The sequence below is a fragment of the Roseibium sp. RP-7 genome (assembly GCF_053005225.1).
Genome location: NZ_JBRKQA010000001.1, coordinates 1,055,096 through 1,075,587 on the forward strand (window position 1 = coordinate 1,055,096; position 20,492 = coordinate 1,075,587).

The 20,492-nt window shown below is 60.2% G+C and carries 19 protein-coding genes; 14 read left to right on the forward strand and 5 right to left on the reverse strand.

Annotation, left to right across the window (positions count from 1 at the left end):
• Window positions 1-165: 165 nt before the first annotated feature.
• The 4 genes from ACVDG9_RS04815 to ACVDG9_RS04830 all read left to right on the forward strand — a co-directional run bounded on the left by ACVDG9_RS04815 (window position 166) and on the right by ACVDG9_RS04830 (window position 5,166).
• On the forward strand, window positions 166-1,497 hold the full coding sequence (locus ACVDG9_RS04815; RefSeq protein WP_023001922.1) for a dihydroorotase: 1,332 nt from the start codon (window positions 166-168) through the stop codon (window positions 1,495-1,497).
• A 264-nt stretch (window positions 1,498-1,761) separates the two neighbouring features.
• Window positions 1,762-2,970 (forward strand): L,D-transpeptidase, encoded by a 1,209-nt coding sequence (locus ACVDG9_RS04820; RefSeq protein ID WP_023001921.1) that lies wholly within the window; start codon window positions 1,762-1,764, stop codon window positions 2,968-2,970.
• 244 nt (window positions 2,971-3,214) lie between these two features.
• Window positions 3,215-4,477 carry a BtaA family protein gene (locus ACVDG9_RS04825; protein ID WP_447237387.1) on the forward strand — a complete coding sequence of 421 codons (1,263 nt, stop codon included), beginning with the start codon at window positions 3,215-3,217 and terminating at the stop codon, window positions 4,475-4,477.
• A 32-nt stretch (window positions 4,478-4,509) separates the two neighbouring features.
• A complete protein-coding gene (locus ACVDG9_RS04830) occupies window positions 4,510-5,166 on the forward strand; it encodes a class I SAM-dependent methyltransferase (protein ID WP_447237388.1) in 657 nt (218 codons plus the stop codon).
• A gap of 48 nt (window positions 5,167-5,214) precedes the next feature.
• Here the strand turns inward: ACVDG9_RS04830 and ACVDG9_RS04835 are convergent, their stop codons facing one another.
• The 3 genes from ACVDG9_RS04835 to ACVDG9_RS04845 all read right to left on the reverse strand — a co-directional run bounded on the left by ACVDG9_RS04835 (window position 5,215) and on the right by ACVDG9_RS04845 (window position 8,941).
• On the reverse strand, window positions 5,215-6,720 hold the full coding sequence (locus tag ACVDG9_RS04835; RefSeq protein WP_447237389.1) for a caspase family protein: 1,506 nt from the start codon (window positions 6,718-6,720) through the stop codon (window positions 5,215-5,217).
• A 7-nt stretch (window positions 6,721-6,727) separates the two neighbouring features.
• The gene (locus ACVDG9_RS04840; RefSeq protein WP_152504537.1) at window positions 6,728-7,810 is read right to left on the reverse strand and encodes an OmpA family protein; all 1,083 of its coding nucleotides are present in this window, start codon (window positions 7,808-7,810) and stop codon (window positions 6,728-6,730) included.
• 162 nt (window positions 7,811-7,972) lie between these two features.
• Entirely contained in the window at window positions 7,973-8,941 is a 969-nt protein-coding gene (locus ACVDG9_RS04845) for a LysR family transcriptional regulator (protein ID WP_447237390.1), read from the reverse strand.
• A gap of 108 nt (window positions 8,942-9,049) precedes the next feature.
• Between ACVDG9_RS04845 and ACVDG9_RS04850 the strand changes: the two genes are divergently transcribed.
• The 10 genes from ACVDG9_RS04850 to ACVDG9_RS04895 all read left to right on the forward strand — a co-directional run bounded on the left by ACVDG9_RS04850 (window position 9,050) and on the right by ACVDG9_RS04895 (window position 18,351).
• Window positions 9,050-9,916: an ABC transporter permease gene (locus ACVDG9_RS04850; protein ID WP_031269698.1), complete on the forward strand. Its 867-nt coding sequence runs from the start codon at window positions 9,050-9,052 to the stop codon at window positions 9,914-9,916.
• Window positions 9,916-10,701: an ABC transporter permease gene (locus ACVDG9_RS04855; protein ID WP_055657952.1), complete on the forward strand. Its 786-nt coding sequence runs from the start codon at window positions 9,916-9,918 to the stop codon at window positions 10,699-10,701. Before ACVDG9_RS04850 ends, ACVDG9_RS04855 begins: the two co-directional genes overlap by 1 nt.
• Before the next feature lie 52 nt (window positions 10,702-10,753).
• Window positions 10,754-11,893, forward strand: a complete 1,140-nt coding sequence (locus tag ACVDG9_RS04860; RefSeq protein WP_062491878.1) for an extracellular solute-binding protein — start codon at window positions 10,754-10,756, stop codon at window positions 11,891-11,893.
• Between the two features lie 86 nt (window positions 11,894-11,979).
• Complete coding sequence (locus ACVDG9_RS04865) at window positions 11,980-13,065, forward strand: ABC transporter ATP-binding protein (protein WP_055657954.1); 1,086 nt, start codon at window positions 11,980-11,982, stop codon at window positions 13,063-13,065.
• The gene (locus ACVDG9_RS04870; protein ID WP_023001911.1) at window positions 13,062-14,417 is read left to right on the forward strand and encodes an aminotransferase family protein; all 1,356 of its coding nucleotides are present in this window, start codon (window positions 13,062-13,064) and stop codon (window positions 14,415-14,417) included. Before ACVDG9_RS04865 ends, ACVDG9_RS04870 begins: the two co-directional genes overlap by 4 nt.
• A gap of 10 nt (window positions 14,418-14,427) precedes the next feature.
• A complete protein-coding gene (gene kce / locus ACVDG9_RS04875; RefSeq protein WP_447237391.1) occupies window positions 14,428-15,357 on the forward strand; it encodes a 3,5-dioxohexanoate:acetyl-CoA acetone transferase in 930 nt (309 codons plus the stop codon).
• 2 nt (window positions 15,358-15,359) lie between these two features.
• The gene (locus ACVDG9_RS04880) at window positions 15,360-15,848 is read left to right on the forward strand and encodes a GNAT family N-acetyltransferase (protein WP_447237392.1); all 489 of its coding nucleotides are present in this window, start codon (window positions 15,360-15,362) and stop codon (window positions 15,846-15,848) included.
• On the forward strand, window positions 15,845-16,867 hold the full coding sequence (locus ACVDG9_RS04885) for a histone deacetylase family protein (RefSeq protein ID WP_447237393.1): 1,023 nt from the start codon (window positions 15,845-15,847) through the stop codon (window positions 16,865-16,867). Before ACVDG9_RS04880 ends, ACVDG9_RS04885 begins: the two co-directional genes overlap by 4 nt.
• Window positions 16,864-17,964: an NAD(P)/FAD-dependent oxidoreductase gene (locus ACVDG9_RS04890; protein WP_023001907.1), complete on the forward strand. Its 1,101-nt coding sequence runs from the start codon at window positions 16,864-16,866 to the stop codon at window positions 17,962-17,964. Before ACVDG9_RS04885 ends, ACVDG9_RS04890 begins: the two co-directional genes overlap by 4 nt.
• A 36-nt stretch (window positions 17,965-18,000) precedes the next feature.
• Window positions 18,001-18,351: a RidA family protein gene (locus ACVDG9_RS04895; RefSeq protein ID WP_023001906.1), complete on the forward strand. Its 351-nt coding sequence runs from the start codon at window positions 18,001-18,003 to the stop codon at window positions 18,349-18,351.
• Between the two features lie 323 nt (window positions 18,352-18,674).
• On the opposite strand, the gene ACVDG9_RS04900 is transcribed toward ACVDG9_RS04895, so the two are convergent.
• The gene (locus ACVDG9_RS04900; protein ID WP_152508265.1) at window positions 18,675-18,854 is read right to left on the reverse strand and encodes a DUF2783 domain-containing protein; all 180 of its coding nucleotides are present in this window, start codon (window positions 18,852-18,854) and stop codon (window positions 18,675-18,677) included.
• Window positions 18,851-20,458: an FAD-dependent monooxygenase gene (locus ACVDG9_RS04905; RefSeq protein ID WP_447237394.1), complete on the reverse strand. Its 1,608-nt coding sequence runs from the start codon at window positions 20,456-20,458 to the stop codon at window positions 18,851-18,853. The genes ACVDG9_RS04900 and ACVDG9_RS04905 overlap by 4 nt, the downstream gene beginning before the upstream one ends.
• Between the last annotated feature and the right edge of the window lie 34 nt (window positions 20,459-20,492).

Genomic DNA, 20,492 nt, shown 5'->3' on the forward strand with positions numbered 1-20,492 from the left:
AGACAGGTTGACTGGCCAGTTTCACTTGAGTGCCACATAGGCGCTTTCCCCACCGTGGGCAAGGTTCTGAATCTGTCGACCCCTGTCTGGTCCTTTGCCGCCGGGCCGCGTATAAGCCCGTTAAACCGACCTGCCGATAGACCCGAATTAACGCGGAGGAGCCACATGAGCGCGACCTATGACCTGATCCTGAAGGGCGGAACCGTAGTCAATCAGGACGGCGAGGGGCAGCGTGATGTCGCTGTTCGCGGCGGCCGGATTGTCGGCATAGGCTCCTTCGACGCTTCACAGGCAGGCGAAACGGTCGATTGCACGGGGTTGCATGTCCTGCCGGGCGTCATGGACACCCAGGTGCATTTCCGCGAGCCCGGTCTCGACCACAAGGAAGACCTGGAATCCGGTTCCCGTGCTGCCGTCATGGGCGGCGTCACAGCGGTTTTCGAGATGCCGAACACCAATCCGCTGACGACTTCCGAGGCAGCCCTTGCCGACAAGGTGCGGCGCGGACACCACCGCATGCACTGCGACTTTGCCTTCTGGGTCGGCGGAACGCGGGATAACGTCAAGGACATTCCTGACCTGGAACGACTGCCGGCGGCAGCGGGCATCAAGGTGTTCATGGGGTCTTCCACCGGCGATCTTCTGGTGGAAGACGACCAGGGCGTGAAGGAAATCCTGTCCGTAACCCGCCGCCGGGCGGCCTTCCACTCCGAGGACGAATTCCGCCTGCGCGAACGTCAGGGAGAACGTGTTGAAGGCGACCCAAGCTCCCATCCGATCTGGCGTGACGAGATCGCAGCGCTTCAGTGCACCCAGCGTCTTGTGGGCATTGCGCGCGAAACCGGCGCCAAGATCCACATTCTGCATCTGTCTACGGCAGAGGAGGTCGATTTCCTGATCGACCACAAGGATGTCGCCTCCATCGAGGTGACACCGCACCACCTGACATTGACGGACGAAGCCTACCACCGGCTGGGTACACTGGTTCAGATGAACCCACCGGTGCGTGCACCGCGCCACTCGGAACGTCTCTGGTGGGCCTTGCAGCAGGGCATTCTAGACATCTTCGGTTCCGATCATGCCCCGCATCTTCTGGAAGAAAAGCAGAAGCCCTATCCGGCGTCCCCGTCCGGAATGACCGGTGTGCAGACGCTGGTTCCGATCATGCTGGATCATGTTAACGCAGGCCGCCTCAGCCTCGCGCGCTTTGTCGACATGACCAGTGCAGGCCCGGCCCGTCTTTTCCAGACGGCGCTCAAGGGCCGGATCGCAGTCGGCTACGATGCCGACTTCACCGTGGTGGACATGAAGCGCAAGGAAACGATCCGCAACGAGTGGATTGCCTCCAAGTGCGGCTGGACACCTTATGACGGCAAGGACGTCACCGGCTGGCCGGTTGGGACTGTTGTCCGCGGGCAGCGCGTCATGTGGGACGGCGAGCTGACGACACCTTCGCGTGGCGAACCTGTCCGTTTCCTGGACGGACTGAAAGCCTGAGAAAAGCCACTCCTGCGGGAACCGTTGGCGTGAATGGGCCGTTTTCCCCATTCAGGCCCCGTTCACGTTGTGGCTGCTAGCTGTACAAAATGTGATGTGAATAACAGCCGCGAGCTGGGTAATGTGCGACTTTGCGGCTGAAAGGTCGAAGGAAACCAATAAGTAACCGTGTTTCCTAACCCGATCTACACAGATGTTGGTTACAGTTTTAATCGAGCTTTATGGGTATTTGCGTTGGGGAGCTCAGGGATGTTGTCATTGGAAATGAATAGCCGGAGCAGGCACAAGCGCTCGCTGCTCAACTTGACCGGTGCCGCAGTTATTTCGTTCGCCGCCATGTCGGCCGCATTCGCGCGTGACGCCGCTCCGGAAACGGATGTGGCAAGCGAACCGCCATTGCACATGCTGGTGTCGCTGGACGAGCAGAAGATCAAGGTCTATCGCGGCCTTGATCTGATCGAAGTGTCGTCGATTTCCTCCGGGAAGCGCGGCCACAGCACACCGACCGGTGTGTTCTCCATTCTGGAAAAGAGGCGGAAGCACTTTTCCAACCTCTACGACAATGCGCCGATGCCATTCATGCAGCGTCTGACATGGTCGGGTATTGCCCTGCATGTGGGAAGGTTGCCCGGCTATCCGGCTTCGCACGGTTGCATTCGTCTTCCGAAAGCATTTGCACAATCGCTTTACAGCATGACCGAGCGCGGCATGCATGTTGTCGTGACACGGGGCGAGGCGAACCCGCTTGGTGTGCATCACGCTGTATTGCCGCAGCCCTATGTGCCTGAAACCGAGGTCGCAAGCCTGACGGACGAGACCATTGCAGCCGATCCGGCTCTGCGTGGTGCCATTCAGGAAGCGCCCCTGCAGGCTAACCTGCCGGCAGTACAGCCGGAAAATCCTTATTTCGATCAGCCTCTTCGGATGATCATCACGCCGCAGAAAGCACCAAGCCGCATTCAGGTGCTGCAACAGCTGCTCAACCAGATGGGCTTCAATGCCGGTCCGGAAGACGGTGTCATGGGCCGCAAGACCCGTGCAGCAATCAGCCTGTACCAGGAAGGTGCCGAGCTGCCGGTAACCGGTCAGCTGACCAATGCGCTTGAGTTCCGCATCCATGCCGATGCCGGATACGAAGAGCCGAAGAATGCAACGCTGCGGATCCGTCGCAAGTTCCGCGATGTCTATTCCGCCCCTGTCTCGATCAAGGATATCGACCAGGAAATCGGAACGCACGTTTTCACCGCCATGGATTTCAAGCCCGGAGACTCGTCGGTCGAGTGGATGGCGGTATCTGCCGAAGGTGAACGCGGTGGCGCGTCGATGGACGTTCTCGACCGGATCGAGATGTCCAAGAAGGTCGCGCTTGAAGTTTCCAGGATGCTGACCCCGGGTTCGTCCCTGACGGTCACGGACCGAAACTTCACCCGCAACACGGGTCTTGGCACCGACTTCGTGGTTATCACGCGCTAGGTTCGGATCTCCCAACGGTCTGGACGGAAACACAGCCCCCGCTTCGGCGGGGGCTTTTTTGTTTCGTTTCCGCCGGGGAGGAAGGCTTCCCATCGGCGAAGACGCTCCTGGACTGCCGAGGCAGGTCTTCACTGGCGGTTTATTATCCGGATAACGGCTCGATTCTCCGCAAACGTCACCAAACTGTCGCGTCCGTCACGTATCGGAAGGCAGTTTATTGGCGCAGGTGACTCGGGAGAAAGACATGGCGCAGAGCACGCTTACCGCATCGAAGAAACGTCTCAAGAATGCGGTTCACCGTTCCGAAGCCACCTCCAAGGACGGTTTTCTCGAGCGCCTGTTCACATTCGCTTTCAAGGGCCTTGTCTATCCGCAGATCTGGGAAGATCCGGATGTCGACATGAGGGCTCTTCGCCTGACGCCGGACTCTCGAATGATCACGATCGCGTCGGGCGGCTGCAACGTCATGTCCTACCTGACGGCAAATCCGGCCGAGATCACTGCGGTGGACCTCAACCGTGCACATGTGGCGCTGGGCCGGCTGAAACTGGCCGCAGCCAAGCATCTGCCGAATTACGAGGTCTTCTACAGGTTCTTCGGTGAAGCAGACGAAAAGGCCAATGTTGCCGCCTATCAGCGTTTCCTGAAAGACAAGCTCGATCCTGAAACGGTCGCCTACTGGGAAGGCCGTGACATGGCCAATTGGGGCCGCAAGAGGATCACGCTGTTCTCGCGCGACCTCTATCATCACGGTCTGCTGGGCTATTGCATCGGCGCGGGACACCTGGTCGCAAGGCTTTATGGCATCGACCCGAAGCACATGGTCAAGACAAGGTCGCTGGAAGAACAGCGCACTTTCTTCGATACCGCACTGGCGCCGCTGTTCGACAAGCGTCTGGTGCGCTGGGCTACGTCCAAGAAGATGTCGCTCTACGGCCTCGGCATTCCGCCGGCGCAGTATGACGCCCTGGTATCGGCCAGTGCCGAACGCGACATGTCCGCGGTTCTGCGTCAGCGGCTTGAGAAACTCGCTTGCGACTTCTCCATGCAGGACAACTATTTCGCCTGGCAGGCCTTCGGCCGTGGCTATGCTCCAAGCGGTCAGGACAGCACCGGTCCGGCCGGGCCGTTGCCGCCTTACCTCAAGCGCGAACATTTCGAGGAAATCCGTCAGCGTGCGAGCCGGGTCCGTGTGCTCAATCGCAATTTTACCGAACACCTTCAGTCGGTTCAGGACAATACACTTGACGCCTATGTGCTGCTGGACGCCCAGGACTGGATGACAGACCATCAGCTCAATGCACTCTGGACCGAGATAACGCGGACCGCGCTTCCAGGTGCCCGGGTCATCTTCCGCACCGCTGCCGAACCGACACTTCTGCCGGGCCGCGTATCCGACCAGATCCTGAACCGCTGGACCTACGAGGAAGAGGAAAGCCTGGAGCTTGGCCGTCAGGACCGCTCCTCCATTTATGGTGGCTTCCATCTTTATGTGTTCAACGGCTAAGCTGGCCGTCCTGCGTACGGAAACATAGCGTCATGACCCAAGCCGTCGAAACAGCCCGGCTGATGGATGCCGTCTATCGCCATCAGCGCCATTTTTACGACCTGACCCGCAAGTTCTACCTGCTCGGGCGCGACCAGCTGATCCGAGAGCTTCAGCCGCCGCGAGACGGCGTCGTGCTGGAACTTGGCTGCGGCACCGGCCGGAACCTGATTGCGGCTGCAAAAGCCTATCCGGACGTTCGTTTCTACGGTCTCGACATTTCCAGGAACATGCTGGAAACCGCCCAGAAGAACATCGACAAGGCAGGCCTGACAGATCGGATCACGCTTGTGGAAGGCGATGCCGCAAACCCGGCGGCAACGGAAGGTTTTGGTGTTCCGGCTTTCGACCGCGTCTTTTATTCATATACGCTGTCCATGATCCCGATCTGGCGCGAAGCATTGGCGGCAGGTGCCGCGCGGCTTGCGCCGGACGGGCGGATCCACGTGGTCGATTTCGGTCAGCAGGAACGCTTGCCTGGCTGGTTCAAGCGCGTCCTGTTTGCCTGGCTCAAATCCTTCCACGTATCTCCACGAGCTGACCTGGAAGGCGAGTTGAAAGCCCTGGCTGCCAGCATCGGCGCAGTTGCCTCTTTCCATCGCCTTTACGCCGGCTACTCCGACTATGCGGTGATCTCGAAATCGCAGTAACCGAGGCACGCAAAAATACGTCGGATCGCTACAGAACCGGCGTCGAAGTTACGGACACCCCTGTTCGGCCCAAAGCCGCAACGCATTCTTGAAAGTGCCGCCGTAGGGGTGCTGTTTCTCGATGGTTCTGGACTTGTCTGCGACATAGGTCTTGGCCTGGTCGCACAGGTTCGCCTGCTCCCATTGATGACAGGCAGCACAAGTCTTGTCCTTCCAGACCGCTTCCGGCAGGCCCTCGATCGGCGGGAATTTCGGCGATCCGGTGATCAGCTCCGAAATGCTTCGGGTGGCGATATCCGGCTCTCCCATGGCAAGGGGGGCGTTGAATGCTATGACGGCTGACGGTTCCCCCGGCTCGGCGGCAGGTGAGCCTTGCTCGGCGATGGCCGGCGCGTCTTCCTGCTGCGGCTGACTGGCGACCGGGTCGGTGCTCTGCTCCTTGTTGACGATCGTTTGCAGCTCCAGGCGTGCGAGTTCGGCAAAGGCACCGTTCGGATATGCGTCCAGATAGGTTTGATAGGCGCTTGCGGTTCCCTCTCGGCGCGCTGTTTCGATCATGTCACGCTCGCTTGTCTGGGGCGTGGCAGGTTCGGATTCCTGTTGTGGGGCAGGTGTCGCTTGCGCGGTGGGCTGCGTTTCCTTCTCCATCAGAGCCGTCAGGAGTTCCCTGGCTTCTGCGGAGTATCGGCTGTCCGGGTGCGCGCGCAGGAACAGGAGGACCTGCAAGGGGTCCTTGCTGAGTTTCACCGTGTCCCAGATCTGGCGCAGCTCGACTTCCTCGGCAGAGGGAGCCTTGGCCGGGACAAACTGGAAATCAACGGTGAGGGAGGACGTGTCCCACGGGGTCTGCTGGTTGCCGGTCTCCTTCAGAACATCGACCCGCACCGCCTTGAAAAGGGTTTCGACGGGCATGCCGGGTGTCGGCATGTGCCGGGCCAGCGCTTCGGTGAAGGGGCTGTTGCCGCCGATACCATCGAGCGCGATGTCGCCCGGTGCGGTGGAATAAGAGAGGAAAGTACCTCTGGGGGCCTTCATTTCTGCCAGACCGTTGTCGCTGAGGTCCGGGATGGAAACGAACGGATTGTTTCGGCAGGCATCCAGAATGACGATGTTGGTCCGGTTCCGTGCCGAGAACATCTGCCGCAGAACGGCCTGCGCAGGGACACCGACCAGGCTGAGGTCGGCAGCGTCCTGAAGTTCGATATCGACCGGAAGGAGAAAGTTTGCACCGAACGATTGCACGCCGTGGCCGGCATAATAGAACAGCCCGGTTGCGTCCTCGCCCGCGGCTCGCAACTTGCTGCCGAACTGCGAAATCGCCGTGATCATCTCGTTCTGGCTGGAGTCGGTGACGAGGGTTACCTCGAAGCCTACCTTGCGCAGCGCGTCGGCCATCAGGCTTGCGTCGTTTACCGGGTTATCCAGGGGCGTCACGGTCGTATAAGCGCCATTGCCGACAACCAGAGCCAGCCGCGGTTCCGCGTGAGCCCTCTCAGACAGCGCACCAATGGTCACTGTCAGTGCCAGGAGGATTGCGATTGCAAAGCGGTTCATGTTGGACCTATTCGACAACGACAAACTCTATCCGCCGGTTGCGTTGCTTTCCTTCCGCAGAGGTGTTCGGAGCGACGGGACGGCTTTCGCCATACCCGACACTCCTGATCCTGCTGTCGGGAACGTTCTTGGAGACAAGATACTGCTTGACCGCACCCGCCCGGCGTTCGGACAGAGCCAGGTTTGATGTATCGCTGCCATCACTGTCGGTATGTCCTCCGACTTCAATGGTCAGCTCCGGGCATCTCATGATGATGTCAACGAGGCTGTTCAGGAGTGGCTGGCTTCGCGGATCAAGCTGCGAACTGCCGCTTGGAAAGTAAATGTTGTCCGTGCGGGACAGGATCTCGAACCGGCCAGTGCAAGCCTCGTTGTCCAGGTTGCCTTCCGGTTCAAGCGCGGTGCTTGCAGCTGGCTGAGAAGCGGCCGCCTGCTGGGTCTGGTCGTCGGCATCGTCCTCGTCCGTTTCACCCGATTTGCGGGCGAAGACGAAATCGAAAGAGACCGTTGCCGATGGCACGATGACGACGCCGGCGGCTTCCTCGAGCTTCTTGATACCGCCACCGAGGGCGAAGTCGGAAGCTGCGACAGACACCGGCGCGGTGCTCGAAACGGCAACCAGGTCTTCGCTCAGATAGGTCACCGTAACATTAGCCTCGAACGGTTTTGAGACACCGTGAAGGTCGAGATTGAAGGCAAGCGGAATCGTCTTGCGTTTGACGGTCGGAAGGTCAGCCAGGGCTGACGCATCAATTTTCGTCGAGATGACGGCTTCAGGGAACTCGAACGTTTCGAAGAAGAGAAACCGCATGCGCACGTTTCTAAGGTCGATTTTCGTATCGATCGAGTCAAGAAAGACGCGGACCCTGGCATTGCCGGCATCGTCAATGCCGCCTTCAAATTCCGCGAAAGAACTGGATTCCACAATGGTCAGGTTCTTGACCGACTGGAACCGCAGGGAAGATGCATCCCGTTGCAGGGTCCAGCCGCCTTCAAAGAATTCTTCCGATGCATTGGCAGGCGACTGAATAAGGACCACTGTCACCAGCGCAAGGAAGAGCATTTTCCAGGCGAACCGCACACCATTCATCTTCCTACCCCTTCGACCCGGACGGCGTTGATCGCCAATTTTCGTAGCGTCCTGAAAGTTTTACAACGTCAGCGGGGGAATGCAACGGGCCGCTGCCGGGTTTCCCGTATTGGTCGCTCGGGTTGGTAAAGAAGCCGGCAGGCCAATGCTCCGCGATATGTGTCAGCGATAGGTCCGCTCCTCTATCGGCGTCAGCCTTATCTTTTCCAGCAGCATGTCCAGAAGAGCCTGTTCGGCGCGGTTCAGTTTCGCCTTCGGGTTCCAGACCACATGAACGTCGATCTCCGGCAGCGCGTCATAGGGTGGGAGTTGCCACAAAAGACCCTCTCGAATATCCCGCTTGGCAACGTGGACGGGCAAGGGGCCGATGCCCAGCCCGGCAATGATCATGCGCCGGACTTCTTCCAGGTTGGCCGATGTGCCGACGATCCGGTCTTCGAGATCCGCTTCCGCCCGCATCAGTGTTACCGGACGAAGGGCGTCTTCCAGCCGGTCGGTCACGAAGCTGACAGCGGACTGGCCGGCAAGATCGGCCTTTGTCAGGTTGGTCTTGCCGTAAAGCGGGTGAGGCGGACCGCAGAAGAGGCCGAAAAACTCCCGGAAAAGGCGCAGGTACTCAAGCTTTGGATTGCGTTCGCGCACCAGGCAGACGGCGAGCGAAGCCCGGCGGGACGTGACGGCTTCCAGTGCGTCCTTGCTGGCCGAAACATTGATGGTGAGTGTTGCGGCAGGGTGCCGTTCGTGAAACTCGCGCAGGGTGTCGTCATAGAGCGGCGAAACCACGTGACTGGCCATGGCGATTTCGACGTGGCCGCGGATTTCGTCGGTGACGTCACGCATCAGGGTTCCGAGCCTCAGGATGGAACCCTGGATCTCGATGGCTTCCTTCAACAGCAATTCGCCGGCTTCCGTCAGCTCGAACTGACCCGGCTTGCGATTGATGAGCTTGCGTCCCAACCGGTCCTCCAGCCGCTTCAGTGCGCTGGAAACGGTGGGCTGCTTGAGGCGCAGTCTGTCTGCCGCCCGTGTCACACTTCCGGACTGGGCAAGGACGATGAAGGTTCTCAGCAGGTTCCAGTCCAGTTCGCGGGCAAGCCGTTCCGCCTGGATCGGGCGTAATCCATCAGGCATTGATTAGATCTATAGTTATAATTTTCATTATCTATTTGATCAATGATCACCTCCCTGCGACGCTGAAGTCAAGCAATTTTGACAAGGCATCTGGCAGGGTTTGAGCGCATGAGCGTCGAGGCGCGGGAAAAACGACAGCCATGGATACTCCTTTCCCCTGCGCTCACAGCAGTGGGGCTGCTGCTTTTCGTGCCGCTTGTTTTTATTGTCGTCTATTCGTTCTGGCTGCGCACGGCCACGGGCGCTGACCAGGCGGGCTTTTACCTGGACAACTGGAACGAGGCGCTGACCGATCCCTTCTATCGGGACATCCTGCTCGGTACGTTGCGGATTGCCGCCATCACCACATTTGCCTGCGCCGTCATGGGTTATCCTGCGGCTTATTTCATTGCCCGTTCACGAGGCAACAAGGCCTTGCTGCTGCTGTTGCTGATGCTGCCGTTCTGGATCAGCTACATCATCCGGACCATGTCCTGGATCAACATCCTGGGTGTATCCGGTGCGGTCAACTGGGCCCTGCTCAACCTCGGCATCGTCTCCGAACCGGTCCAGATGCTCTACAACGAGCCGACCGTGATCCTCGGCCTCGTGCATTTCCTGCTGCCCTTCATGGTGTTGAACGTCTATGTGGCGCTGGAAGGGATCGATGTTTCGCTGGAGGACGCGGCCTGTTCCCTCGGCTCCACCCGCTGGCAGGCATTCCGGGAAGTCACCTTGCCGCTGTCCCTGCCGGGGCTCGCCGCAGGAGGTCTGCTCTGTTTCGTGCTGAGTGCGGGCACATACATCACACCGCTGGTTCTGGGTGGTCCGACGGACGCCATGTTCGCCAACCTCGTTTTCGAGGCGATCATCACACAGCTCAACTGGCCGCTCGGCTCTGCGCTCTCGCTCATGCTGCTCGCCGTCCTCGGCGCCCTGGTGCTGATCTACAACCACTATCTCGGCATGGGCCAACTGATGAAGGGGCTTGGCTGATGGGGTGGCAACTGATCCGGGCCTACACGCTGCTGGTCTATCTGTTCATGTTCCTGCCGGTCGCGGTGGTGGTTCTGCTCAGCTTCAACGCCAGCCAGTTCGGCAGCTTTCCGATGACCGGCTTCTCGTTCCGCTGGTTCGTCGAACTGGCCGGAAACGACGCCATCCTGCGGGCATTCCAGACCTCGATTGTCCTTGGTGCGCTGACGGCGCTGATCTCCACGACACTTGGTGTTCTGGCAAGTCTTGCCCTGGTGCGCTACGACGTGCCCGGCCGCAACCTGATCTCCACCCTCCTGATTGCGCCGATCCTGGTGCCGGAGGTGGTGCTGGCGGTCGCCTTGTTGCTGTTCCTGAATTTCCTGTCGATCAACAAGAGCTTCTTCCTGCTCCTGATGGGGCACGTCATCTTCACGCTGCCCTTTGTCATCCTTGTGGTGCAGGCCCGCCTTGTCGGCATCCGCCGCGATTACGAGGAAGCCGCACTCAGCCTTGGTGCCAGTCCCGTGCAGGCCTTCTTCCAGATCACGCTGCCACTGCTGGCCCCGGCGGTCTTCGCCGGTATGCTCTTCGCGTTCACCATCAGCTTCGACGATATCACCGGCACCTTGTTCTGGAAGCCGGGCGGTGTCGAAACCGTTCCCACCCAGATCTTTGCCATGCTGCGCAATTCCATCTCCCCGGAGATCAACGCGCTCGGCACCGTGATGATTTTCCTGACCGTCGGCCTGCCGCTTCTCGGGCTGGCAATCGCCCGGCGGATGGCCATGCAGCGCGGCGGTTAGAACCGCGCGATCAAAGCAAGAAACCGACACAAGAACCAGAGTGGAAAACAAGATGGACAATACCAAACGCTATGAGCGTCTGCGCGAACGCTATCTCAACGGTGATCTCGACCGCCGCAAGTTTCTCGGACTGATCGGGGCAGCCGGTCTGGCCTACGGTGTGCAGACACCCTTTGCCCGCCATGCCATGGCTGCGACGGAGGAAGTCCGCTTCGATGGTTGGGGCGGGGTCGTCTCGGAAGCCTTCCGCAAATATGCCTTCGATCCCTACACCGAAAAGACCGGCATCAAGGTTGTCGACGGAACGTTCGGCGGCGGTGATGAATATCTGTCGCGCGTCAAGGCCAGCCAGGAAGGCGAATACAATATCGCGCACCTGTCAGGCGTCTTCGACTACGCACGCTATGTCAATCTCGGGCTGAACTCGACGCTCAACGAGGACAACATCCCGAACCTGAAATACGTGATCCCGAAACTCACCGACGTCTTCCGCGGTGTCACCGACGGCAAGCTGTCCTGCGTGCCTTATGACTACGGCACCACAGGCATTGCCTATAACCGGAAATACATCTCCGACGACGAAGCCAAGGAAAAGGGTGCAAAGCTCCTGATCGACGAAGCCTACAAGGGCAAGATCGGCGGCTGGTCCGACTGGCGCACCCGCATCTGGTACGCATCGCTGCAGACCGACCAGGATCCGAACAACGCAACGGATATGGATGCGGTCTGGCAGGCTGTGCGCACCAACCGCGATCTGCTGTTGAAATACTGGCAGTCCGGCGCGGAACTGATGAGCCTTCTGGCCGAAGAGGAAATCTACGTTACCGAGGGCTGGTCCGGCCGGATCTACGCCCTTCAGGAGCAAGGCCATGACATCGGCTATATTGATCCGCCCAACGGTTTCGGCTGGCAGGAATGCCTGTTCGTGATCAAGGGCTCGCCGATGGAAGCTTGCGAGGAACTTCTGAACTTCATGCTGGCGCCCGAAACCTCGATCGCGGTCGCCGAAGGCCAGAACTACCCGCCGGCGCTTGACCCGACAAAGGTTGATCTCGGCAAGAAGATCCCGACCCTTCCGGCGTTCGACCCGACGGGCACGCTTGACGGTCTGACCTTCGCCAATCCGGAATACTGGAACAGCCACGAACAGGACTGGTCCAAGATGTTCGGGCGGATCCAGAAGGGGTACTGAGCCCGGTACGGCCCCATCACTGACCCAGCACCTTCCGGCAGTTGCTGCCGGAAGGTCGTCTTCTCCCCAGGACCTGGAGAATTTGCGTGAGCGCGGTTTCCCTCAACAATATCGTCAAGAAGTTCGGTGGCTTTACCGCCGTTCACCGGATGAGCATGGACATCCCGGACGGAAGCTTCGTAACGCTGCTCGGCCCTTCCGGATGTGGCAAGACGACCACCCTCAGGATGATCGCCGGTCTCATCGACCCTTCCGAAGGCGACATCACCATCAAGGGTCAACGCATCAACGACGTGCCGATCCACAGGCGAAACCTCGGTCTCGTCTTCCAGAACTACGCGCTCTTTCCGCATAAGACGATTGCCGAAAATGTGGCTTTCGGCCTGAAATATCGCGACATCCCGAAGGCGGATGCCGAAAAGAAAGTGCGCGATGCGCTGGAACTGGTTCAGCTGCCCCATGTCAGCGACCGTTATCCCAAACAGCTTTCCGGTGGTCAGCAGCAGCGTATCGCGCTGGCGCGGGCCATCGTCATAGAGCCGGACGTGCTGCTTCTGGACGAACCGCTGTCCGCGCTCGACGCCAACCTGCGCGAGGACATGCGTGTCGAGCTGAAACGCATCCAGCATCAGATCGGCATCACCACCGTCTTCGTTACCCATGACCAGTCCGAAGCGCTCGCCATGTCCGACCGGATCGTGGTGATGTCCAACGGACGTGTGGAGCAGATCGGCACGCCGCAGGAGGTTTACAACACGCCTGCAAGCGAGTTCGTTTCGCGCTTCCTGGGCATCTCCAACATTCTGCCAGCGACGTGCCAGGCGGTGAACGGACAGGAGCTGTCCCTTGAACTGCCTTACTTCGGCAAGATCAATGTGCCGAGGGAAAAGGCTCCCAATCTTTCGCAGGCCGGTCCTGCACAGCTTGTTATCCGGGCTGAAAAACTTCTGCTGGCGGAAAAATCCGCTCCGGCGGATGATCGCATCGCGCTCGACGGCAAGGTCGAGGCGGTGGACTACCAGGGTCAGGCGGCGCGGTATTTCGTGCGTGTCGGCGACCAGCAACTTCAGGTGATCAACATGATCGATCAGCACCCTTTCGAGGAAGGCTCGGACGTCTCCGTTCGCTTCCGTCCGCGCGACTGCGCAGCCCTGCCTGGAGCTGCTTCATGAGCCGTCCGCAAACTTCTCATCTGTTCTATCAGTCTCGTCAGCGCCGGCCTGTTCTGGACCAGGCGCGCGGTGTCTACATGTGGGACGTCGACGGCAAGCGCTATCTCGACGGTTCGTCCGGGGCGATGGTCTGCAACATCGGCCATTCCAACCCGCGCGTGCTGGAGGCAATGCGCAAGCAGATGGACAAGTCCACCTTCGGTTACCGCCTCCATTTCGAGACAGAGCCTGCGGAGCTGCTTGCCGCCAGGACCGCCGCACTGGCACCCGAGGGACTGGAAAAGGTCTTCTTCGTTTCCGGTGGGTCGGAAGCGGTGGAGAGCGCCATCAAGCTGGCCCGCCAGAACGCCATCGCGATCGGCCAGGCGCAGCGTTACAAGATCATCTCGCGCGAACCGAGCTATCACGGCTGCACGCTTGGCGCTCTGGCCCTGACAGGCTATGCACCCCTTACCGCGCCGTTCGACCCCATGATGCGGCCGATGCCGAAGATCCCGGCACCGCGCGCCTATCTCGACGGGTTGGATCCGGACGACGAGGCAACGGGTAGACACTACGCCGACATGCTGGAGGCAAAGATCCTGTCCGAAGGCCCGGAAACAATCCTGGCCTTTATTGTCGAGCCGATCGGTGGCGCCTCCACCGGCGCGCTCGTGCCGCCGAAGGGGTACATGCAACGCATTCGCGAGATCTGCACGCGTTACGGCGTCCTGCTGATCCATGACGAGGTCATGACCGGTGGCGGGAGGACCGGAAAGTTCTTCGCCGGTGAACACTGGAATGTCGATCCGGATATTCTGGTGATCTCCAAAGGCTTTGCTGCTGGTTATGCGCCTCTGGGCGCCATGATTGCGCATAAGGACATCGTCACCAACGTGCTCGACAATGGCGGTTTCCTGCATGGTTTCACATATGCCGGCAATCCGCTTGCCTGCTCTGCCGGTCTGGCGGTGCTGGAGGAGATCGAGCGGGAAAACCTGTGCCAGAACGCGGCCGAGACCGGGGCGCTCCTGAAGAGCGAACTGAAGAAGCTGATGGACCGCTATTCGATCATCGGCGACGTACGCGGCGAAGGGCTGTTGCTGGCCTTCGAACTGGTCGAGGACCGTGCAAGCCTGAGACCGCTCGCAAAGGAACTGAACGCCTTCAACGAACTGGTCGATATTGCTTATGAGAACGGCCTTATCATCTATTCCCGCCGGACACGGGGCGGCTACAGCGGCGACCACTTCCTGATTGCGCCCCCCATGATCTCGACACCGGATCATGTAGCCGAGATCATCGAAGGTCTCGACCTTTCTCTCCGCCAGTTTCTCGACAGGATTTCGCAGCAACAGGCCAGAGCCAGCTGACATTCAAGACATGACAGACAAGATCATCATCACCTGTGCCGTCACGGGCTCCATTCATACACCCACCATGTCACCTCACTTGCCGGTGACGCCTGCCGAGATTGCAGGCCAGGCGATAGGCGCTGCCGAGGCGGGCGCCGCAATCCTGCATCTTCATGCCCGAAATCCGGAAACCGGCCAGCCGTCGGCGCAGGAGGCCGACTTCATGGCCTTCCTTCCGGAGATCAAGGCGGGTTGCGGCGCGGTGCTCAACCTGTCCACCGGTGGCAGCGCGATCATGAGCCTGGAGGACAGGCTTGCCGGTCCGCTGAAGGCAGAGCCGGAAATGTGCTCACTCAACATGGGCACAATGAACTTTGCGCTCTATCCGCTGGCCGACCGTTACGACGCGTGGGTGCATGACTGGGAGCAGCCTTTCCTGCGCGGTACGGATGATCTCGTCTTCAAGAACACACCGCGGGATATCGAATTCGTGCTGACACAGATGGGCCAGCAGCGCGGTGCGCGTTTCGAGTTCGAATGCTACGACGTCGGGCATCTTTACATGCTGCGCCACTTCGCCGACCGGGGGCTCGTCAAGCCGCCGTACTTTATCCAGTTCGTCTTCGGCGTTCTGGGCGGTATCGGTGCGGACCCGGAAAACCTGCAGCACATGAAGCGGATGGCGGACAAGCTTTTCGGCGACGACTATATCTTCTCCGTTCTTGCGGCGGGCCGACAGCAGATCCCTTTCGCCACCATTGCTGCCAGCATGGGCGGGCACGTCCGTGTCGGGCTGGAGGACAATCTCTACATCGCCAAGGGTGAGCTGGCCCGCTCCAACGCGGAGCAGGTCACCAAGATCCGCAAGATTGTCGAGGAACTCGGGCGAACGGTCGCAACACCGGAAGAAGCCCGGCAGATGCTGGGCCTCAAAGGGGCCGGCGAGACGGCCTTCTGATCATGAGCAACATAACGATCAGGCGGGCTGAACGAGCTGATGCCGAAAGGCTTCACGCAGCGCTGCTTCAGCTTTCGGCCGATATGGGCGACACTCACGTCGCCAGTCTTGATGATGTGATCCGCCACGGTTTCTCGGAAACCCCCGTCTTCTTCGCGCTGCTTGCGATCCGGCCGTCTGACGGCCGAACGCTCGGCGTGTTGCAGGCCTCGCCTGTCTTTTCGACGACGCGTGGCGGCACCGGTCTCTATGTTTCCGATCTTTGGGTCGATGGAGAAGCGCGCGGAGAAGGGCTGGGCCAGCGCCTGCTTGCCGCCAGTCTGGATCTTGCGCCTGATAGCTGGACGCCGATCTTTCTGAAGCTCGCCGTTTATCACGACAATCCGGATGCACGCCGTTTCTATGAACGGCTCGGTTTTGCGCCTCGGGAAGGCGAAACCGTCTTCGATCTGCGCGCACCGGCACTCGACAAATTGAGGGACCGCTCATGAAAGCCATTTTTGACGACCGCCAATGGGTGCACGATCCCAAGCATTTCATGGCGAACGGCACCAGGCTGGCCAATCCGGAACAGCCGAAGCGCATCGAGGTCCTGACCGAAGGTGCCAAGGCGGCAGGGTGCCGCTTCGAAGCGCCGGAAGATCATGGCCTCGGCCCGATTGCGGCTCTCCACTCTGCGGAATACCTCGTTTTTCTTCAGACCATCCATGAACGCTGGAGCCGGATCGAGGGCGCATCCGACGAGGTCATCCCGAACATTCATCCGGACCGGCGCACGGCAAGTTATCCGCGCTCCGCAGTCGGTCAGGCCGGGTTCCATCAGGCCGATACCAGTTGTCCCATCGCAGCCGGTACCTGGGAAGCGGCCTATTGGTCTGCCCAAAGTGCGGTCCACGGCGCGGACTTGATGGTGGCCGGGGAACAGGCCGCCTATGTGCTGTCGCGCCCTCCCGGTCACCATGCATTCGCCGATCTGGCGGGCGGCTTCTGTTTTCTCAACAACTCCGGCATTGCGGCCGAAAGGCTTCTGAAGGCAGGCAAGCGTCCGGCGATCCTCGACATCGACGTCCACCACGGCAATGGTACGCAAGGCATCTTCTATGAGCGCGGTGACGTTCTCACCGTTTCGCTGCATGCCGATCCGGTGCGGTTCTATCCGTTCTTCTGGGGCCACGGCCATGAGCGCGGCGAAGGCGCGGGACGAGGCTGTAATCTCAACCTGCCTTTGGCACGCGGCACCGGGGATGACGAGTACCTGAAAACCCTGGAAACGGCCTTCGACCACATTCGGGCCTTTGGAACCGATATTCTGGTTGTTGCCCTGGGGCTCGATGCTTATGAAAAAGATCCTCTCAAGGGCCTCGCCATCACCACACCGGGGTTCGAACGGATTGGTGCCGCAATCGCGAAGCTCGGCCTGCCGGTGCTGTTCGTGCAGGAAGGCGGTTACCTGTCGGAAGAACTCGGCCAGAACCTCACCAGTTTCCTGAAAGGGTTCCAGGACGCATGATCGAGACATCGGATTTTCTGATCATCGGCGGCGGCATTGCCGGCACCGGGGCTGCGGCACGGCTTGCGCCGGACGCAAAGGTCACCGTGCTGGAAATGGAAGATGCGCTTGGCCGGCACGCGACCGGTCGCTCCGCCGCCATCTTCATCCGCAACTACGGCAATGCCACCTTGCGGGCCCTGAATGCAGCTTCGGAGCCGGTTCTGAAGAACCCGGAAGGGATATCGGAGGAAAGCCTGCTGTCACCCCGTGGTGAAATGCTGATTGCGACCGAGGACGAACTGGACGCGTTCAAGGCCTATCTGGACGGTGCCGACGGTATGGAAGTCCTGACGGCGGAAGAAGCTGTTGCCTTGTTTCCACTGCTTCGCAAGGAAACGATTGCCGCTGCTGCCATCGAGCGGGACGCACAGGATATCGACGTCGACAGGTTATTGCAGGGCTTTGCCCGGCTTGCACGAAAGGCCGGGGCGCGGTTCGTCACGGAAGCGCCCGCGCAGCGCATTCTCAGAAGCGGCGGGCAGTGGCGTGTCGAGACGCCCAAGGGTGCCTTCGAAGCGCCGGTCCTCATCAATGCAGCCGGGGCCTGGGCGGATCAGATCGCGGGTCTCGCAGGCGTTCGCAAGGTCGGCCTGGTGCCCATGCGCCGCTCGGCGGCCATCGTGCCGCCGCCGGATGGTATCGATGTCACGAAATGGCCGCTCGTCGCCAGCGCGTCGGAGCAATGGTATGCCAAGCCGGATGCCGGCAAGTTCATGGTTTCGCCTGCCGATGAAGACCCGGTGGAGCCGCACGATGCCTGGGCAGATGACATGGTTCTGGCTGAAGGTCTGCACCGGTTCGAGCAGGCCGTGACGATGCCCGTCACGCGCGTCGAGCGCAATTGGGCAGGTCTGCGCAGCTTCGTTGCGGACCGTACACCTGTGGTTGGATTTGCACCGGATGCGGAAGGGTTTTTCTGGCTTGCCGGTCAGGGCGGCTACGGCGTACAAACGGCCCCAGCGCTCTCCCGGCTCGTTGCGGATCTTTGTCTCAAGCGTCCGAGCGAACTGCCCGAGAAGGTAGTGGCTGCTCTCGATCCCGCCCGCTTGTTCTGAGCGGGCGTCTCTTTCAAGACAAGAAGGAATTCAATCATGTCCGACATCAAACGGCTGGAAGTTGGCCCGCGCATGAGCCAGGCTGTTATCCACGGCGGTCTCGTCTATCTTGCCGGTCAGGTCGGCAATCCAGGCGACACCGTTACCAACCAGACCCAGACGATCCTGGAGCGCATCGATGCCCTTCTGGAGCAGGCTGGCAGCAACAAGAGCCGCATTCTCCAGACCACTATCTGGATGGACGACATGAAGGACTTTGCCGAGATGAACAAGGTCTGGGACGCCTGGGTCGATCCGGCAAACCCGCCGGCACGCGCTACCGGTGAAGCCAAACTGGCAGCCCCGGAATACAAGGTCGAGATCATCGTCATCGCGGCACTCGCTTAAAGCGAGGTTGGCCGGTTCGAAGTCAGGGACTCCGGTTTCACCCACCGGCGTCATCCCGGCCAAGCGCAGCGCGAGCCGGGATCGGGGAGCCAAGGAGCTATCTTTTGAGGCCGCTCAAACGAGCGGCCCCGGCTCACCGGTCCCGGATCTCCGCTCCGCTGCGTCCGGGAAGACGTACCGAGGGCTGTCTTCAAAAGAATCCGCCGCTCAAAAGTGTCGGGCGGGTCAATCTGAATGACGCAAAAGGCTGTGCGTTAAAAAGAGAAAAAGCGTGTCGCCTGAATTCGAAAGATCGCGACACGCTTTATTTGTTGACGCTGACGTCATACTTCGAGATTGCTGGCAGCTTCGGCAACAAGCGAGCGCGCACGACCGGCATCGGCGATCTCATGCGCCAGCAGCAAGGCGAGCTTGGCGAGGTAAAGCTCCCGTTGAGCGGATCCGATGGCATCCAGCTGTTCGGCCAAGGCCTCGTAAACGGTTTCCAGATCGGCGGGTGTCATGCATTTCCTCCAGCTACTGCAAGCTCGAGAGCTTGGCGGATTGCCTCTGTTGAAGCGGTTTGCCAGCGCGCTGCAATGTGCATGTCGGGCCGGACAAGATAGGCACTACCGGCCGAAGCCGCGAGCACTTCAGCTGCTTCCGAGCCCGTCTGCAGCACGACCCGGGTAAAATCCAGGTCGGCGAGACGATCCGCCACCTCTTTACTGAAGGCGATCAGCGAGAACCCGTCACCGAGCACGTCGGACAGGAACCCGTCACCAATGCGCGCGTTCGGCAAGACAGCGCCGGGCTTTGGCCCACCTTCGAAGTTTTCGTCGTCCGGGGTAACAACCGGACTGTCGGCATAAGTATAGGGTGTCATCTGGCGCGGGTTGGCGAGCTCTCCCGCAAAGGAGTGGCTGAGCGAAAGATTGAGAGCTGCGTCGCGCATCAATTGCCAGCCTGCCGTCGGAGGTGTCATGAAACGGGCAGACTTGGAGGCGTTCCGAAACACATCCAGTGTCGCCCCACGCCGCTCGGGCGTGTAGCTGTCGAGGAGATCCGGACCGGCCTTGCCGTTCAGCACCCAGGCGAGTTTCCAGGCAATGTTGTGGGCGTCGGCGAGACCGTTGTTGAGGCCACGTACGCCAAAGATCGGCACGATGTGCGCGCTGTCGCCGATGAAAAACACCCGGCCGTCGCGGTAGTCATCCAGCGCCAGGGTGTTGGCCGAATAGATGCTCCACCATTCCAGGTCCCAGTTCCCTTCATAACCGATTTCCGTCAGAACGGCGGCCACTGAGGCACGCACGGTGTCCTCGCGGATGGCTTCGGCTTCGTCCTCGCCATCGCGAAGCTGATAGTCGATGCGCCAGATGTTGTCGGGCTGCTTGTGAACAAGGATCGTTCCGCCCCGGCGACAATCCGGATCGAACAGGGCGCGTCGGATCGTCGGGTAATCATGCTCCATCTGGACGTCGGCAATCACGTAGCGGCCTTCAAAATTCTCGCCCTTGAGCCGCAGACCGCGCAAGCTCCGGACGGTGCTGCGAGCACCATCCGCCGCCAGCAACCAGTCGCAGGTCATCTGGTAAGTGCCAAGCGGATCCTCGATTGTCAGTCGCACACCCTGCTCAAGATCTTCCAGACCGCAGACACGGCTTTGCCATCTCGTTTCGATCAGCGGCTCCCGCTGGATCGCATCCCACAGGTACTGCTCGATATATTGCTGTTCGAGGTTGTACATCGGCCGGTATTTCTCGCGGGGACTGTCCGGCATTTCAAATTCGAGGATCTGCCTGCCGCGATAGAAGCTGCGGCCTGTGGTCCAGCCGAGTGATTTTTCCAGAAAGGGCTCGACTGCGCCAACCCGGTCGAGAATGTGGTAGCTCTGCCGGGCGATACAAATCGCGCGGCTGCCGTCGTTGAAGGTGGACTTCGCATCCAACAGGACGCAAGCAATTCCTTCGCGGGCAAGTGCCAGCGCTGCGGTCATTCCGACCGGCCCCGCTCCGGCAATGGCAACACGCGCAGGCCGGGTCAGATGCGCACGGTCCGTCGGCGCTTCGAAATGCGGATAGGTGAAATAGAGCGAGTCCGTTTCGGCACGTCCGGCTGGCCTCATTTGAGGATCCTCCCTGATTGTTGGCAGAAGATTA

Excerpts from the sequence above, each read along its gene's own strand:
- ACVDG9_RS04815 (WP_023001922.1), top strand. The coding sequence starts at position 166 with ATGAGCGCGACCTATGACCTGATCCTGAAGGGCGGAACCGTAGTCAAT.
- ACVDG9_RS04820 (WP_023001921.1), top strand. The coding sequence starts at position 1,762 with ATGAATAGCCGGAGCAGGCACAAGCGCTCGCTGCTCAACTTGACCGGT.
- ACVDG9_RS04825 (WP_447237387.1), top strand. The coding sequence starts at position 3,215 with ATGGCGCAGAGCACGCTTACCGCATCGAAGAAACGTCTCAAGAATGCG.
- ACVDG9_RS04830 (WP_447237388.1), top strand. The coding sequence starts at position 4,510 with ATGACCCAAGCCGTCGAAACAGCCCGGCTGATGGATGCCGTCTATCGC.
- ACVDG9_RS04835 (WP_447237389.1), bottom strand. The coding sequence starts at position 6,720 with ATGAACCGCTTTGCAATCGCAATCCTCCTGGCACTGACAGTGACCATT.
- ACVDG9_RS04840 (WP_152504537.1), bottom strand. The coding sequence starts at position 7,810 with ATGAATGGTGTGCGGTTCGCCTGGAAAATGCTCTTCCTTGCGCTGGTG.
- ACVDG9_RS04845 (WP_447237390.1), bottom strand. The coding sequence starts at position 8,941 with ATGCCTGATGGATTACGCCCGATCCAGGCGGAACGGCTTGCCCGCGAA.
- ACVDG9_RS04850 (WP_031269698.1), top strand. The coding sequence starts at position 9,050 with ATGAGCGTCGAGGCGCGGGAAAAACGACAGCCATGGATACTCCTTTCC.
- ACVDG9_RS04855 (WP_055657952.1), top strand. The coding sequence starts at position 9,916 with ATGGGGTGGCAACTGATCCGGGCCTACACGCTGCTGGTCTATCTGTTC.
- ACVDG9_RS04860 (WP_062491878.1), top strand. The coding sequence starts at position 10,754 with ATGGACAATACCAAACGCTATGAGCGTCTGCGCGAACGCTATCTCAAC.
- ACVDG9_RS04870 (WP_023001911.1), top strand. The coding sequence starts at position 13,062 with ATGAGCCGTCCGCAAACTTCTCATCTGTTCTATCAGTCTCGTCAGCGC.
- kce (WP_447237391.1), top strand. The coding sequence starts at position 14,428 with ATGACAGACAAGATCATCATCACCTGTGCCGTCACGGGCTCCATTCAT.
- ACVDG9_RS04880 (WP_447237392.1), top strand. The coding sequence starts at position 15,360 with ATGAGCAACATAACGATCAGGCGGGCTGAACGAGCTGATGCCGAAAGG.
- ACVDG9_RS04885 (WP_447237393.1), top strand. The coding sequence starts at position 15,845 with ATGAAAGCCATTTTTGACGACCGCCAATGGGTGCACGATCCCAAGCAT.
- ACVDG9_RS04890 (WP_023001907.1), top strand. The coding sequence starts at position 16,864 with ATGATCGAGACATCGGATTTTCTGATCATCGGCGGCGGCATTGCCGGC.
- ACVDG9_RS04895 (WP_023001906.1), top strand. The coding sequence starts at position 18,001 with ATGTCCGACATCAAACGGCTGGAAGTTGGCCCGCGCATGAGCCAGGCT.
- ACVDG9_RS04900 (WP_152508265.1), bottom strand. The coding sequence starts at position 18,854 with ATGACACCCGCCGATCTGGAAACCGTTTACGAGGCCTTGGCCGAACAG.
- ACVDG9_RS04905 (WP_447237394.1), bottom strand. The coding sequence starts at position 20,458 with ATGAGGCCAGCCGGACGTGCCGAAACGGACTCGCTCTATTTCACCTAT.